The sequence below is a fragment of the Paenibacillus sp. DS2015 genome (assembly GCF_050433705.1).
GTDB lineage: Bacteria > Bacillota > Bacilli > Paenibacillales > Paenibacillaceae > Paenibacillus_AQ.
The window spans coordinates 18,624-33,291 of the sequence record NZ_JBNPWS010000006.1 but is presented as its reverse complement, the minus strand read 5'-3'; the positions used below and the strand labels follow the sequence as shown (position 1 = coordinate 33,291).

Genomic DNA, 14,668 nt, shown 5'->3' with positions numbered 1-14,668 from the left:
ATTTCGCGTTGGATGAACCCCTAACTCGGGGGCATCTTCGATAGTTATACTTCATTGTTGTGTGGAACTAATCTTTAACTAATCTTTGACAAGACTCTCTAACCATCAGTTGTGTTGGAAAACTAAGCATACTGAAGGATTCGCTACCCTTCTCACACATATCGATAATACTATGTGCCGCTGCCTTAGCCATCTCAAAGATCGGAAGACGCACAGAGCTCAGACTTGGATTTAATTGAGCTGCTACTTGAATATCATCAAATCCGATTAGAGATAATTCATTTGGAATAGAGACCCCTAGTTCTTTACAAGCCTCTATGGCTCCAAGAGCCATCTCATCATTAGCTGAGAAAATCGCAGTAGGCCGTACACCATCAGCCATCATTAACATTCGTTTTACTTCTTCATACGCATTCATTTTTAAGAATTCACCCTGCAAAATGTAATCCTTGTTTACTTCAAGTCCATTGCTTTCCATAGATGATATATAAGCTTCATATCTTTGCCTACCAGAATAAGTATTCTGTCTACCACTAATAAAAGCAATACGCTGATGTCCAAGACCAATCAAATGCTCTACAGCCTTCGCTGCGCCTTCATAATCCTTAGAATTAATCACGGCTAAATTGTTACGATCCAGACGATTCTCAAGTAACTCCCTCATGTCGTAGTCAATTAGAATAAAAGGAACTTGCAAATCAGCGATAATTCTCGCCATCTCCATATTATTCTCCGTACCTACGATAATGCCACCGTCTATTCTTCCCTGCTGGAATGCCTGTCTAACCTTCTGGAAATCATCCTCAGAGTACACCGTATGAATCAGCACATAATAACCCATTGCGTTAGCTGAATCCAGCAATGCATCTACGAATGGAGCAAAATAATTATTCTGGTATATGCGATTTGGATTATGCTTCTCAGTAATACTGACAACGAATAATCCAATCGTATTGGTCTTCTTACCAGCTAAAGCTCTTGCAGAAGTGTTAGGCTCATAATGATGCTCTTCAATAATCTTCATGACCTTCTTGCGTGTCTTGTCTGGTACATTGGAGTAATTGTTAATCACGCGGGAAACCGTGCTTCTGGACACCCCCGCAAGTTTGGCAATATCTTCGCTGCGCATAAGCTCCCTCTTCACTGTGAACACGTGTTTATTATTTAATAATAACTGTAGAAACAACATAACACAATCAAAAAATTTGTGAACAACAACAAACATTTCCTAAAGCTACTGCGTTAAGACTCTTTAAGCATAATTGATACATTCACTCGAATTATAATCATAATAATTTCACGATAGCTAAGATAACTAAGTGAAGTGGATAGAAAGAACGCCATATCCATTTACGAACTCGTATAGATTCTAACTTACGCCACAACTCTGGACCATATACGATGACCATTGTTGGTAGAATACTAAGAATTTGCAAAAGCCACCCTGAGTAGAACAAATAAACAATATTTAATAGGAAGTGCCCCGCGACTAATCTATACCCGGATAGATACCTAAACATTAAGACTAGTAACAACCCATATGCCCCATAATCAAATGGGAAAATATCCATGACTATACAGCATAGAAAGATAAGCCCCCCTGATAACACTTTGGAAGAGCATCTATCGAGAATATTCAGAATACCTGCGGCCATAAATAATGTCACAACGACATTAAGACCCTTAGGATTAAGTGCTAATTGATATGGAATCTGAGATATCAGAGCAATAAAAAACAATCGAGAGACATACCGAATTCTGTTCGATGTATGTACATGACCTTGTACCAAGGCATATGCGTAGATGGGAAAAGCAATCCTCCCCAACATTCTCCAGGTCATATCATCAGCAAAAAAAATGTACCCAATATGATCAATGAGCATCGTCAACATAGCGATCCATTGCATTTAAATAGGCTCCTTTCGTGAAAAATAAGACTACACCTCTATAATCATCCTCGCGAGTATAACCTTCGCTTTCTTCCCTTCAGAATAACATAGTGTGGATGTATTTCTCATACCTATTATCTCAACTGCAGTGAGCCGCATACATATATAATAATCAACCATTTAGGAGGGACCCTCGGTGTTAAAAAGTCCATTTCACACAAAGATATCTCTTCAAGAGCGCCTATCCCAATTGACAGGTCATCTTGTTGAGATTAATGCAGCACGCTTGGGACTGGAACCCGGTCGTCTGCAAAAAGTTTATAAGAGAAACTTTATTCAGGTACAGCAAGAGTTATTCGTAGCTACCAGTCTGAATTCAATTCGTGTATTCGATATCTCCGAACCTCGGAGGAGCCTTCTTATTGGGATACGAACCACTTTCCCCTCCGGCAATGCTTTTAATCAGATGAAACTAGTACAAATCGGTCTTAATTTCATTGAAGTACAAGCAAAAGGGAAGAAATACCCTTCCAGAATCCTCTTCCCTCTTAACAAAATCGAAGGAATATTCCGTATTACTCCGGCTTAGCTATAACCAATAAGCAAGTACTGTCGGGTAAATCTACTTCATTCCCTTGTTCATCCATGATCTTTATTCGTTTGCTAAGCTCCTCTGTATATCCCGCTTGGAGAATATGCTGACTGATAAGAACTTGAGCCTCTTCTCCTAATGTTTCTACAATGAAAGCAGTAAATTGTGAGGGTGTAAAGTATCCAAACTGTTCTTGGACTTCATGAACATATGCTTCTTCACCCCACGTATACGTATACAGGAACTCCATTGCATCATTCACTAGCATGATTACTTCGTTATCGCTCAATACCTCAAACTCAATTTCTCTGCCAGCAAAATCCTTAGCATAACGACGTAGCCAATCCACACCATCGGGTTCATAAAAAACAATTCTGCGTTTCTGATCGAAAGGTTCGGTCATTATCCCATCACGTATAATGATTCGCCCTCCCGGTGACAGTACCGCATAAGCACTTGTCAATGCTGCTGCGACGGTATCATGGTTAAATTTACGCCCATTGTATGGAATATAAGAGTAAAGCTCATGCAAAATAGATGAGAAAATAACCGTATCGATTGTCCCCTTCTCTACATACTCTTGTAAGGCAAGCGCATCCCCCTTCATTACTTCCCATGTATGTCCTTCAAGCTGCTTCTTACGCTCCAGAGCTTCGATAACATTCGAAGATATATCGATTCCAATAGGCTTCACATGTGGAAGTTCCTGTTCAATAAGATCCAACATTACCCCACCGCCTGGACCAATATCCAACACTTGCTGACCTACAATGTGTTGAAGCATCACTTTTTTATAGTCTGCGGTCTGGTTCATATCAGCCAAATATTCTTCTTCATTATTGAAGCGATCATAAGCGTCTCTACGCAAATCAAATAGATCGAACAAGAGTAATACTGCTTTCTCATAGAGAGGTGATTTCTCCGCTTCTATACAAAATTCAATTAATTTTTCGGCCGCTGCTGAGAACTCAAAGGAAAAGAATAGTGTGTCGGGAAGATCTCTTTTACCCAATATTGAATGTTTAAGATGTTGATTATTAATGGTGGCCCCACTACGGATCATTTCCCATGAGAATTCCTGCAAATATTTCTCAATAATCCGTTTTTTATAAACATTCATTTTCTTAACACCTTTATAATCATAATACATCGTATTCATGAGTGGCTCGAAGCTGATATGTCTAATGTTCTGGATCTTCTCACTATGAAGCACTAACATGAAGACCTTAATAAATTCTTCTAATGTGAAATCTTGCAACGCCGCTTCGACATACCACAAGGTGTAGTGTTCCATGGGCGCCAAATCTAGTTCTACTTGGATGCTCTGATCAAGTTTGTTAAGCTCGATTTCGAATGATTCTCCCCGTTTAATTGTAGCTGTTCTCAATTTGCGAATTCGATCCTTCACAGCAGAAGTGTCGGAAATATGCCCATGTACAATTTGCTGAATGCTGTGTTCAATTTCGGACTGAATACTAAGACTCAATTCAGGTGAAACCGCGCCAATAATACATTCATTCAGGGGAATTAACACATCTGTTAGTTCTTGTGCCGATAACAGCCCTTGCGTAACGAGTTCTGTTAAAGGTCTATTTTCCGCAAAAATAACTTCACCACGCAAATACTGCCCGACCAATCCATGGGTTGCAATTAACGTCTGGATCACATTCATTCTCTCGCTTACTCCAGCATTTCCATATCTACTGAATAGCTCAGCTGACCCTACATTATGTACGAACAAATTCACGCCTTCCTTTTGCCAAGCTATTCTTTCTTTAAGCGTCCCCCCCTTAGCCACTTCTGACCAGATTAATACTTTTTCTAGAATCTCCTTAACCCAAAATGAAAGCGCCAGCTCATCCAAAATTACAAGGGTCTTCTCTACATAATCAAGTACAGGATTTCCTATCGAGAGTTCCTTGATGGAGTCAATTCTTTCGATGTTTACGATAACCTCTTCGGCAGAAGTTATCATTTGTAGCCAAGGCTCCTGTCTCAGAATACTTAAATCACCTTCATGATACGATGTAATGGCTGCTAAGGATTTGAGCATATTTATGAATCACCATCTCTTTCCGATTGTCTGAATCTATTCCTTCATTCGATGTTATAATAATATCTTACTTATCATTATGACACGTATATCATCTAGGGGGATAAATCATGGATTTCAATCGTAAAATTAACCGTCAGAATACAGCTTCAGAGAAATGGGACGGTCTCGAAAAAGTATTTGGAGTAGCGGATGTACTACCCATGTGGGTCGCCGATATGGATTTCGCTGCACCTCTTGCTGTACGCCAAGCACTACAACAAATTGTGGAACATGGTGTATTTGGCTATACGATGCAGACTGAATCGTACTATCAAGCTATTGTATATTGGATGAAAAAACGCCATCAGTGGGATATTAATAAAGATTGGATTGTCTTTAGTCCAGGCGTCGTTCCCGCATTGAGCATCATTGTACAGGCCTTTACTGAACCTAACGATAAAGTGATTATACAGACACCCGTATATCCACCATTCTATAGTGTGGTAGAATCTCATGGAAGACAACTTGTTCAGAATCCTCTTCGCTTAGAGGATGGCAAATATGTCATGGATTACGATGGATTAGAGAAGCTCATCGACAAGGATGTCAAGGATGTCAAGCTACTCATTCTATGCAGTCCCCATAATCCCAATGGACGAGTCTGGTCACAAGTTGAACTCAGTCGTTTAGCGGCTATTTGTGCCCGTCATCAGATCCTTGTCGTGTCCGACGAGATTCATGCTGATCTACTTTTCGAAAAGGGATCACATACACCCTATGCACTTCTCTCTAAGGAGACTGAGCAGCATTCAATCGTCTGCACATCACCAAGCAAAACGTTTAACATTGCTGGACTGAACACTTCTAATATTATTATACCTAATCCGGAACTACGGAATATCTTTGAGCAAGCTATGCAGAAGTATGCATTAGGCTCTATCACCCCCTTCGGATTAGCTGCAGCCCAAGCTGCATATCAAGAAGGAGAGGAATGGCTTGATGAGTGTCTATCCTATATTCAGGATAATATGAGCTATGTTATAGACTACATAGAGACACATATTCCAGAACTTAAGGTTACAATGCCAGAGGCTACCTACTTATTATGGATCGACTTTCGAGAACTCGGAATATCTTCAGAGGAACTCGCTACTCTTATGTTGAATAAAGCTAAGATAGCTTTCAATAATGGAACTTTTTTTGGAGAACAGGGAGAAGGGTTTATGCGGATGAATGTGGCCTGTCCACGTGAAATTATCGAAGAGGTGATGATAAAGTTGGAAACCACGATTCAAGAGTTACGTACAACCGTATAAGTGTATAAGAAGGAGGAATATCAATATGCCAAAAGGAAAAGGTTGTCTGATTCCCATCGTAGTTGTAGGTGCCATTATCGTTATTCTAATCATCATGCTGGTGAGCAGCTACAATAAATTTGTTAGCGCAGAAGAAACGGTAGATCAGCAATGGGGCAAAATTGAGGTTGATTTACAGCGTAGGTTCGATCTCATCCCCAATCTTGTAAATACCGTTAAAGGATTCGCTAAGCAAGAAAAAGATGTCATTAAACAAGTCACAGATGCTCGTGCTGCACTAGGGGGAGCTAGAAATCCAGATGAAAAAGCTATCGCTGATGAAGAACTTTCAGGAGCCCTAAGTCGATTACTCGTTATTGTAGAAAACTACCCGAACTTGAAATCTGATGCACAATTCACACAGCTAATGGATGAACTTGCTGGCACTGAGAATCGAATTGCCGTATCCAGACGTGATTATAATGAAGCAGTGGCCAACTACAATAGATCCATTAAGCGATTTCCGAGCAATCTCCTAGCTGGATTACTTGGATTTGATCAAAAAGGATATTTCTCAACAACCCCAGAATCTAGAACGAATCCTGAAGTTGACTTCAGCAACGATGATACCTCATTTCATTTGAAACAACATGACAATTATGTCGGTATCGTTGGTATAAGTACATGAAGAGGACGCATAAACAGCTTGCGAATAAGGGGGCCCGTGGATTGTCCTTCAATTACTTCCGAAAATTAACAATATGTTCAACGGTAATGGTACTCCTTATGATATTCAGCATGCTGTCATCGACTGTAGCATTGTCAGCTACAGAAATCCCTGCTCCTACAGGGGATATATATGTGCAAGACTTCGAGGATCTACTCTCACAAGAACAGGAGAATGAACTTAGAAGTTTAGGCCGAGCACTAGAAGATACTACAAAGGCCCAGATTACGGTACTCACCGTACCCACTTTAGGCGATTTAACGATTGAAGAATATGCTAACAAGGCATTCCGGAAATACAAACTTGGGGATAAAAAACTAAATAATGGTGTACTTTTACTTCTCTCTATGGGACAACGAGAGGTTCGAATTGAAGTCGGTTATGGACTTGAAGGTGCTCTTCCTGACGGTAAGGTTGGAAGAATGATAGATAACGTAACCATCCCTTATATTGTAGAAGAACAACCTGATCAAGCGATTATGGAGACCTATAAATCTTTGTATAATGAAGTGGCGATTGAATATGGTGTTCAAGATAGCTTATCCCCTGAATCTATTCAATTACCTGTGGGACAGGAAGAAGCGAGCAATGATGTTGATGGCTCCTTCCTATGGATTATTATTATTGTTATATTCTTAGTGTTAGACTTCACTTTATTCAAAGGCGCTATCACGTTCGCACTTCTATCCATACTAGGAAATAGTGGTGGTAGTCGAGGTGGCCGAGGCGGCGGTGGTAGCGGTGGAGGTGGCTTCCGTGGTGGCGGTGGTGGATCTTCTGGAGGTGGCGGTGCCAGCCGCAAGTTCTAGCTTCAACACAGACAAAGGAGTGGACCCGTCATGACAAGTTTAACTTATAAACCAAGCCGAGTCGTCATTATCGGAGCAGGAGCCGTCGGCACAACGACTGCTTATACATTGCTCTTGAGACATCGCGCAACAGAACTGGTACTCATTGATGTCAATCATAAAAAAGCTATGGGAGAAGCACTCGACATGAACCATGGTCTCCCTTTCGTAGGGGGTGTAAAGATATGGGCAGGCGACTATGAAGATTGTGCCGGTGCCGATATCATCATTGTTACCGCAGGCGCTTCTCAGAAACCCGGAGAAACCCGTATTGATCTACTCAAGCGCAATGTCGGGATCTTTCAAGATATCATCCAGAAAATAACAAAGTATAACCGTGATGGTATTCTGCTTATTGCAACTAATCCGGTGGATATATTGTCTTATGTGACATGGAAGATTAGCGGCTGGGACGCTCGCCGAGTTATCGGTTCAGGAACGCTTCTCGACAGTGCAAGATTCCGTTATCTTATCGGTTCACACAAAGAAATTGATCCTCGAAGCATTCACGGTCATATCATTGGAGAGCACGGTGACTCTGAATTACCCGTATGGAGCTTAGCTAATATTGCAGGGACTAGCCTTGATTTTGACGAAACAGAGCGCAATGAAATATTCGCTGATACGAAGAATGCAGCTAGTGAAATTATTAACTCTAAAGGCTCCACTTCCTATGCTATTGCCTTGGCCCTTGATCGTATCGTAGCCGCTATTCTGCTAAATGAGAGTGCCGTCCTCAGTGTTTCTACCCTACTTCAGGATACCAACGGTGTGTCCGATATATACCTTGGTGTGCCAAGCATTGTAGATCGAAGAGGGGTTCGGGAGATCTTGGATCTTCCTCTTAATGATGAAGAGAAGTCCTTATTCAAGCGCTCTGCCGACCTATTGAAATCTGAAATCAGCAAACTAGATTTATAAATTCTCATTAGATAAAAAAAATAACCACATGAGGTAGCCTCTCATGTGGTTATTTGGCATCCGTTCAGAAGTCACGCTGCTCTTAATACTACTAGTGAAATATAAATTAGGGGTGCTATAATAGACATCGTATTCTCTTCATCTAAGACAATCTTCACTTAAAGGAAGCTGAACCCATGATTGCAGACATCATCTTGGAAGTCGTATTGCCCGTATTCGTGCTCATCGGAATTGGCTCTTGGATGCAGCGGGTGTTTAAGCTCGATCTATACACACTCGCCAAAATAAATTTTTACTGTATTACACCCGCAGCTGTATTCATGAGTATGTATCATTCGGATATCTCTGGGGAACTTTTAGGAACAATTACGTTGTTCTATGCCCTGTATGTATTTGTACTCTACATCATTGGTTCTATAATTGCGCGTTCAATGAAATTAAGCTCAGGAATGAAAGCTGCTTTTAACAACAGCATTATGCTAGACAATTCTGGAAACTACGGAATGCCTATAAATGCACTTGTATTCAAGGGTGATCCTCTCGCCGCCTCCATCCAAGCACTTATTATGTCATTACAGAGCCTCCTCACCTTTACATACGGTGTTATTTCCATCCAAGGTGTGAAGCTTAAGGGCAATTACCGAAGTGTAATTATTGGCTTTTTAAAAATGCCTGTCCCCTACGCATTAGTTCTTGGTTTGCTATTACATGCTTTAGACGTACCGTTACCTACTTTTGTATCACAGCCATTAACGTACGCGCAACAATCTATGGTTGCCATTGCATTATTGACTCTGGGTGCGCAAATTGTGAAATACCCGTTACAACTTTATCGAATAGATGTTTATGTGAGCGTGTTTCTTCGTCTCCTTCTTGGTCCTGTAATAGGTTGTATTCTCGTATTTGTATTGGATATTAAGGGCATACCAGGTCAAGCTCTACTGATTGCTTCCGGAATGCCCACCGGGGTTAATACATCCATTCTAGCTGAGGAATATGATAATGAGCCTGACTTTGCAGCTCAAACCGTTCTTATATCCACTTTATTTAACGTGATTACTATTACCGGTTTAATTACTCTTGCCAAGACTTTGTAATATCAGATATTTATATATACTTGAAACAAAGAGGTTGTGCAGAATTCATATTCTGCTCAGCCTCTTTTGTATCTCCGTTGCACTTCACACTTTTCCAAATAAAAAAATGTCATTACAACTTCCCAATTACTACATAAGGATCACATAAATATTTCAGACTTATTTCATCAATACTAACTTAACTGACCTAGAAAGGTGATTCATCTAAAAAAACGCGATTCTAATTGTGACAATTCAAGTAACAATCGTCAACATATGAACAAATGTTGAACTCCTTGTAAACATTGATTTAATCAGTGATTTTCATCACATACTCCAGTACTTGTAACACATTGTACACAGTTTATTACGAAATTAGACATGAATACACCATAAAATGTTAATGTTCCTTCCTTTTGGGTTTTGCAAAGTTCTCAAGTACTTTCTAATATAAGAGTTAGGAAATTAAAGCGTACTACCAATTAAAAAAGGGATAGCTTTATAAAGGAAGGAGTTCATCATGAAAAAAAGAGGATCATTATTAGTTCTATTCATGAGCGTTGTTTTGCTCTTGTCTGGATGTAGTTCAATCGCGGTATTCGATCCTAAAGGTCCTGCTGCTAGAACCTTATCTAGCACAATACTTTTCTCGATCGCCATGATGGCCGGGATATTAATCGTTGTATATGTCCTATATATCGTAATATTGATGAAGTACAGAGCAAAGAAATCGGCGGAAGACTATATGCCTCCACACGAGGAAGGAAATAAATGGCTTGAGGTTCTGTGGATCGCTATTCCTATTATTATTGTGACTGTTCTCTCTGTAGTAACCGTGAAGTCTACAATATCGGTGGAGAATGTTCCAGAAGGATATGAGAATCAAAAACCATTAGTAGTGTATGCAGCATCCTCTAACTGGAAGTGGCATTTCAGCTATCCAGAAGAAGGGATTGAAACTGTCAATTACTTAAACATCCCAACTCATCGTCCAATTGAATTACGCTTGTACTCATTCGGTCCTATTACAAGCTTCTGGGTTCCTCAGTTAGCTGGACAGAAATATGCGATGAGTGACATGGTCAATACGTTGAATTTAGTTGCTGATGTACCCGGATCTTATTTAGGTAAAAACACCAATTTCAGCGGTCAGGGCTCTTCTCAAATGGAATTTGAAACACTGGCTATGTCAGCGAGCCAATTTGATGAATGGGTTGAAGAGGTCAAATCAAGCGCTCCAGCCTTAGAAGAAGGAAAATTCACAACCCTATTAGCTACATCTTACGTAGGACGCGAAACCTTCTCTACAACACATCTTTCCTTTAGTCCGGCACCTGGTGATCACTCGGATCATATGAATCACACAGATATGGAGAATGGAAATAAAGAGCACCAAGAGAACAAAGAAGTGCACCCAGCACCTGCTACTAGCCCTGAAGAAACAGAGTTCGATTCTGTTCCCAATGTGGATCCAAATGAACCAGTACCTCCAACTCCAGCTGAGGAAAGTCCTCATGATATCGAACATACAGATCACGAAGGCCAGTAACTATTGCTATAATTACAATCTGAAAGGAGTCAAATCCTAATGAAATGGGACGAATTTTTCGTTACCGGTGAGCCGATGATTTACGGTGCAATGGCGAGTATTGTTCTTGCTACAATTGCAATTATCGTTGGGCTGACCTACTTTAAGAAATGGGGCTACCTGTGGCGTGAATGGTTAACCACCGTTGATCATAAACGTATCGGGGTTATGTACATCCTCTCCGCGTTGATCATGTTGTTCCGTGGGGGCGTCGATGCCATCATGATGCGGTTTCAGACCGCTGTTCCAGAGAATAAATTTCTAGATGCACAACATTACAATGAGATCTTTACAACTCATGGTCTAATTATGATTCTATTCATGGCAATGCCATTTATTATCGGAATTATGAACGTCGTTGTACCGCTTCAGATTGGTGCAAGAGACGTAGCATTCCCTCGATTAAATGCCATTAGCTTCTGGCTATTCTTCGCTGGAGCTATGCTACTAAACCTTTCATTCGTCATTGGGGGATCTCCTGATGCTGGTTGGACAGCTTACTTCCCATTAGCAAGCATAGAGTTTAGCCCTACGGTAGGGAATAACTATTACTCGCTCGCCTTACAGATCTCTGGTATCGGTACATTGTTAACAGGGATTAACTTCATTGTCACCATTCTTAAGATGCGTGCACCAGGCATGAAGCTTATGCGTATGCCAATGTTTACATGGTCTTCCCTTATTACGAGTATCATCATTACTTTTGCTTTCCCGATCTTGACGGTAGCACTTGCTCTAATGATGTTTGACCGAATATTTGGGTCGCAATTCTTCACCATGTCAAATGGCGGGATGGATATGTTATGGGCTAACCTATTCTGGGTATGGGGGCATCCTGAAGTATATATCGTTATTCTTCCTGCATTTGGGATATACAGTGAAATTATCGCGACCTTCTCGAAGAAAAACTTGTACGGATATTCATCCATGGTCTGGAGTATGGTCATTATTTCACTCTTATCCTTCTTAGTATGGGCACATCACTTCTATACGATGGGTCAAGGGGCTATGGTTAACGGATTCTTCTCTATTACAACCATGGCGATCTCTGTTCCTACAGGCGTCAAAATATTCAACTGGCTATTCACCCTCCGAAAGGGAAAGATCAGCTTTACAACACCCATGTTGTATTCACTAGCCTTTATTCCAATCTTTACTATTGGTGGTGTTACAGGTGTCATGCTGGCAATGGCCAGTGCCGATTATCAATACCATAATACGATGTTCTTAGTAGCACATTTCCACTATGTTCTAATTCCAGGTACAGTCTTTGCCGTTATTGCTGGCTTCCATTATTGGTTCCCGAAGGTATTCGGCTTCAAGCTGAACGACCGTCTTGGAAAACACGCATTCTGGTGGATTGCTGTTTCCTTTAACGTAACATTCTTCCCATTGTTCTTCCTAGGTCTAAAAGGAATGACTCGTCGGATGTACACGTATTCGGAAGAAACGGGCTTTAGTGGTCTGAACATGCTATCATTCGTTGGTGCATTAGGCCTTGCCATCGGATTCGTTATCCTTGTATATAACATCTATTATAGTATTCGTTACAGTCCTCGTGAAACGAATGGAGATCCTTGGGATGCGCGTACGTTGGAATGGGCAACAAGTAGTCCAATTCCTGCATACAACTTCGCTGTCACTCCAAATGTGAAATCGAGAGATGCATTATGGGCTGCTAAGCACGATAACCTTCCTATTTTCGAAGACAAGATAGAACCGATCCACTTACCAAGTAATTCGGGTAAACCTATTATTCTTGCAGGTATCTTCTTCGCCTTTGGGTTCTCATTGGTATTTAGCTGGTTTATTCCAGCCATTATCGCGGGAATTGGAATTATTATCGTCATGGCTACCATGTCCTTCGATAGAGATCATGGTATAACCATATCTGTTGAAGAAATTATGGAAACTGAAAAGAAATTGCGGGGTGAAACACTATGAATATAGATGCTACTAAACCGCTTGAGTATGGATCTGAAGAAAATAAGAATAAAATCTTTGGTTTTTGGATATTTCTAGGGGCAGAAATCGCACTATTCGCCACCCTATTCACCGTCTATTTCGTTTTAGTAAATCGTTATGCCAGTGGCCCAAACGGTGCTGAAATATTTGAACTTTCAGGCGTATTGATTGAGACCTTCTTGCTACTCACAAGTAGCTTTACCATTGGTCTTGCAGTTCACAGTATGCGACTTGGTTTAAAGAAACCGATGATGATTTTCTTTGGTATTACTTTACTCTTGGGATTAGGCTTCCTAGGTATTGAAATCTCGGAATTCTTCACTTATGTAGAAGAAGGAGCGAAATTATCGACTAGTGCCTTCGTATCCGCCTTGTTCGTTTTATTAGGAACTCATGGTGCTCACGTTGGTTTTGGTCTACTGTGGGGAGCGTCTATCTTACTCCAAGTTAAGAGACAGGGCTTTACACTGGCTACTGCCAATAAATCCTTTATATTCTCTCTTTACTGGCATTTCCTAGACGTTATATGGGTCTTTATCTTTAGCTTTGTTTACCTGAAAGGACTGATGTGACATGATGAAACAGCTATTTCCAATTCGCCATGTAATGGGCTATCTATCCTCCCTGGTCCTTTCTGCTATTGCATTAACTGCCTTGCTCGATATCCCCTTTGCTTCTAAAATAGGGATCTTGACAGTAACGGCTATCATTCAGGCTTCTGTTCAGCTGTTTGTGTTCATGCACATTAATGAAATGGCTAGTACAAAGAAAGAACTATACATCAATATCGCTTATGCCCTTTTCGTTGGTCTGGTCACGATCTTCGGATCGTTATTCATCTTCGTATGGGGTTGGTATAGTTAATTAGCAATGTATAACAATAAAAAAAGCAGCTTCCCTACCCTGTAGGAGAAGCTGCTTTTTTAATATCTATTAGGATGGAAACGAGTTCCTATATCCACGATTTATTAAGCATTAAACGTGACATGTTGATGGGCACCTTAGAATCGCGAATTCTTCTGGTATAGGATCTAATATTGAGTATTGCCAGATTACTGGTTTTACCTGATGCAAAGCTTGATATCATGTCTAATGAATAGCCTAAAATTTTAATTAGACAAACAGTCATTTAATCATATATATGTGATAAAAAACTATTATTTTACACATTAATTCACATCCACTAGCTCTTCTCTATACCATTTCTATAAATATTCCGCTCCCAATGTTCCAACATCATAGTATACAGTTGTTCTAAGGGTAGTTTCATACCCGGTTGAGCAATATTGATCGGAGACTTAACCATTCGAGCATTTATCTTCATCAGAACTCGCTTAAAGCTACTTTTTTGTGATAAAAATGCTTCTAGATCATATAGTTGAATTCCGATGAACTTTTGTCCCATAAATTGATATACTTTTATTTCTTGAATCTCAGACCATTTCAGTTCTCCTGCACTAATTAAAGATGAGGTATCCATTATCCCCTCTTCATTAATAATTAGCATAGGTTTTAAATTAAATAATCGATAAATAAAATAGACCATACAAGGTCCAAATACGACAATACTCAATCCTCCAACCAACGTAACTTTAATGCCCCCAAAATCTTCTGTCCCACCATATTTCATTAATACCATTCCAATAACAACAAACATCATTGCACCCAAAGTTAATCCTAGCATCTTTAGAATGCTAGGATATTCTACATGCTCATTCATATTCTTGTCCCC

At 40.3% G+C, this 14,668-nt stretch carries 14 protein-coding genes; 10 read left to right on the top strand and 4 right to left on the bottom strand.

Annotated features, from left to right (window positions below):
* Positions 1–67 precede the first annotated feature (67 nt).
* Both J2T13_RS07530 and J2T13_RS07525 read right to left on the bottom strand, forming a co-directional pair.
* Complete coding sequence (locus J2T13_RS07530; protein ID WP_429369872.1) at positions 68–1,129, bottom strand: LacI family DNA-binding transcriptional regulator; 1,062 nt, start codon at positions 1,127–1,129, stop codon at positions 68–70.
* 157 nt (positions 1,130–1,286) lie between these two features.
* Positions 1,287–1,907: a TraX family protein gene (locus J2T13_RS07525; protein ID WP_429369870.1), complete on the bottom strand. Its 621-nt coding sequence runs from the start codon at positions 1,905–1,907 to the stop codon at positions 1,287–1,289.
* A gap of 178 nt (positions 1,908–2,085) precedes the next feature.
* Between J2T13_RS07525 and J2T13_RS07520 the strand changes: the two genes are divergently transcribed.
* Entirely contained in the window at positions 2,086–2,478 is a 393-nt protein-coding gene (locus tag J2T13_RS07520; protein ID WP_429369868.1) for a hypothetical protein, read from the top strand.
* On the opposite strand, the gene J2T13_RS07515 is transcribed toward J2T13_RS07520, so the two are convergent.
* A complete protein-coding gene (locus J2T13_RS07515) occupies positions 2,465–4,534 on the bottom strand; it encodes a class I SAM-dependent methyltransferase (RefSeq protein WP_429369866.1) in 2,070 nt (689 codons plus the stop codon). The genes J2T13_RS07520 and J2T13_RS07515 overlap by 14 nt on opposite strands.
* A gap of 110 nt (positions 4,535–4,644) precedes the next feature.
* On the opposite strand from J2T13_RS07515, the gene J2T13_RS07510 reads away from it, so the two are divergent.
* From J2T13_RS07510 to qoxD, 9 genes are all read left to right on the top strand, one after another.
* Positions 4,645–5,832, top strand: a complete 1,188-nt coding sequence (locus J2T13_RS07510; protein WP_429369864.1) for a MalY/PatB family protein — start codon at positions 4,645–4,647, stop codon at positions 5,830–5,832.
* A 25-nt stretch (positions 5,833–5,857) separates the two neighbouring features.
* The gene (locus J2T13_RS07505; protein WP_429369862.1) at positions 5,858–6,499 is read left to right on the top strand and encodes a LemA family protein; all 642 of its coding nucleotides are present in this window, start codon (positions 5,858–5,860) and stop codon (positions 6,497–6,499) included.
* Positions 6,496–7,347, top strand: coding sequence for a TPM domain-containing protein (locus tag J2T13_RS07500; RefSeq protein ID WP_429369860.1), 852 nt, complete (start codon positions 6,496–6,498; stop codon positions 7,345–7,347). Before J2T13_RS07505 ends, J2T13_RS07500 begins: the two co-directional genes overlap by 4 nt.
* Before the next feature lie 30 nt (positions 7,348–7,377).
* Positions 7,378–8,307: an L-lactate dehydrogenase gene (locus tag J2T13_RS07495; RefSeq protein ID WP_429369858.1), complete on the top strand. Its 930-nt coding sequence runs from the start codon at positions 7,378–7,380 to the stop codon at positions 8,305–8,307.
* A 176-nt stretch (positions 8,308–8,483) separates the two neighbouring features.
* Positions 8,484–9,404 carry an AEC family transporter gene (locus J2T13_RS07490; protein WP_429369856.1) on the top strand — a complete coding sequence of 307 codons (921 nt, stop codon included), beginning with the start codon at positions 8,484–8,486 and terminating at the stop codon, positions 9,402–9,404.
* Between the two features lie 499 nt (positions 9,405–9,903).
* Entirely contained in the window at positions 9,904–10,932 is a 1,029-nt protein-coding gene (gene qoxA, locus J2T13_RS07485) for a cytochrome aa3 quinol oxidase subunit II (protein WP_429369854.1), read from the top strand.
* Between the two features lie 39 nt (positions 10,933–10,971).
* On the top strand, positions 10,972–12,915 hold the full coding sequence (gene qoxB / locus J2T13_RS07480; protein WP_429369852.1) for a cytochrome aa3 quinol oxidase subunit I: 1,944 nt from the start codon (positions 10,972–10,974) through the stop codon (positions 12,913–12,915).
* Positions 12,912–13,508: a cytochrome aa3 quinol oxidase subunit III gene (gene qoxC, locus J2T13_RS07475; protein ID WP_429369851.1), complete on the top strand. Its 597-nt coding sequence runs from the start codon at positions 12,912–12,914 to the stop codon at positions 13,506–13,508. Before qoxB ends, qoxC begins: the two co-directional genes overlap by 4 nt.
* A 1-nt stretch (position 13,509) precedes the next feature.
* Positions 13,510–13,800 (top strand): cytochrome aa3 quinol oxidase subunit IV, encoded by a 291-nt coding sequence (gene qoxD / locus J2T13_RS07470; RefSeq protein WP_429369849.1) that lies wholly within the window; start codon positions 13,510–13,512, stop codon positions 13,798–13,800.
* Between the two features lie 319 nt (positions 13,801–14,119).
* Here the strand turns inward: qoxD and J2T13_RS07465 are convergent, their stop codons facing one another.
* Positions 14,120–14,656: an STM3941 family protein gene (locus tag J2T13_RS07465; RefSeq protein ID WP_429369848.1), complete on the bottom strand. Its 537-nt coding sequence runs from the start codon at positions 14,654–14,656 to the stop codon at positions 14,120–14,122.
* Positions 14,657–14,668: the final 12 nt, after the last annotated feature.

Coding starts and splice junctions, on each gene's coding strand:
- J2T13_RS07505 (WP_429369862.1), top strand. CDS start 5,858: ATGCCAAAAGGAAAAGGTTGTCTGATTCCCATCGTAGTTGTAGGTGCC.
- J2T13_RS07525 (WP_429369870.1), bottom strand. CDS start 1,907: ATGCAATGGATCGCTATGTTGACGATGCTCATTGATCATATTGGGTAC.
- J2T13_RS07495 (WP_429369858.1), top strand. CDS start 7,378: ATGACAAGTTTAACTTATAAACCAAGCCGAGTCGTCATTATCGGAGCA.
- J2T13_RS07530 (WP_429369872.1), bottom strand. CDS start 1,129: ATGCGCAGCGAAGATATTGCCAAACTTGCGGGGGTGTCCAGAAGCACG.
- qoxD (WP_429369849.1), top strand. CDS start 13,510: ATGATGAAACAGCTATTTCCAATTCGCCATGTAATGGGCTATCTATCC.
- qoxA (WP_429369854.1), top strand. CDS start 9,904: ATGAAAAAAAGAGGATCATTATTAGTTCTATTCATGAGCGTTGTTTTG.
- J2T13_RS07500 (WP_429369860.1), top strand. CDS start 6,496: ATGAAGAGGACGCATAAACAGCTTGCGAATAAGGGGGCCCGTGGATTG.
- J2T13_RS07515 (WP_429369866.1), bottom strand. CDS start 4,534: ATGCTCAAATCCTTAGCAGCCATTACATCGTATCATGAAGGTGATTTA.
- J2T13_RS07465 (WP_429369848.1), bottom strand. CDS start 14,656: ATGAATGAGCATGTAGAATATCCTAGCATTCTAAAGATGCTAGGATTA.
- qoxC (WP_429369851.1), top strand. CDS start 12,912: ATGAATATAGATGCTACTAAACCGCTTGAGTATGGATCTGAAGAAAAT.
- qoxB (WP_429369852.1), top strand. CDS start 10,972: ATGAAATGGGACGAATTTTTCGTTACCGGTGAGCCGATGATTTACGGT.
- J2T13_RS07510 (WP_429369864.1), top strand. CDS start 4,645: ATGGATTTCAATCGTAAAATTAACCGTCAGAATACAGCTTCAGAGAAA.
- J2T13_RS07490 (WP_429369856.1), top strand. CDS start 8,484: ATGATTGCAGACATCATCTTGGAAGTCGTATTGCCCGTATTCGTGCTC.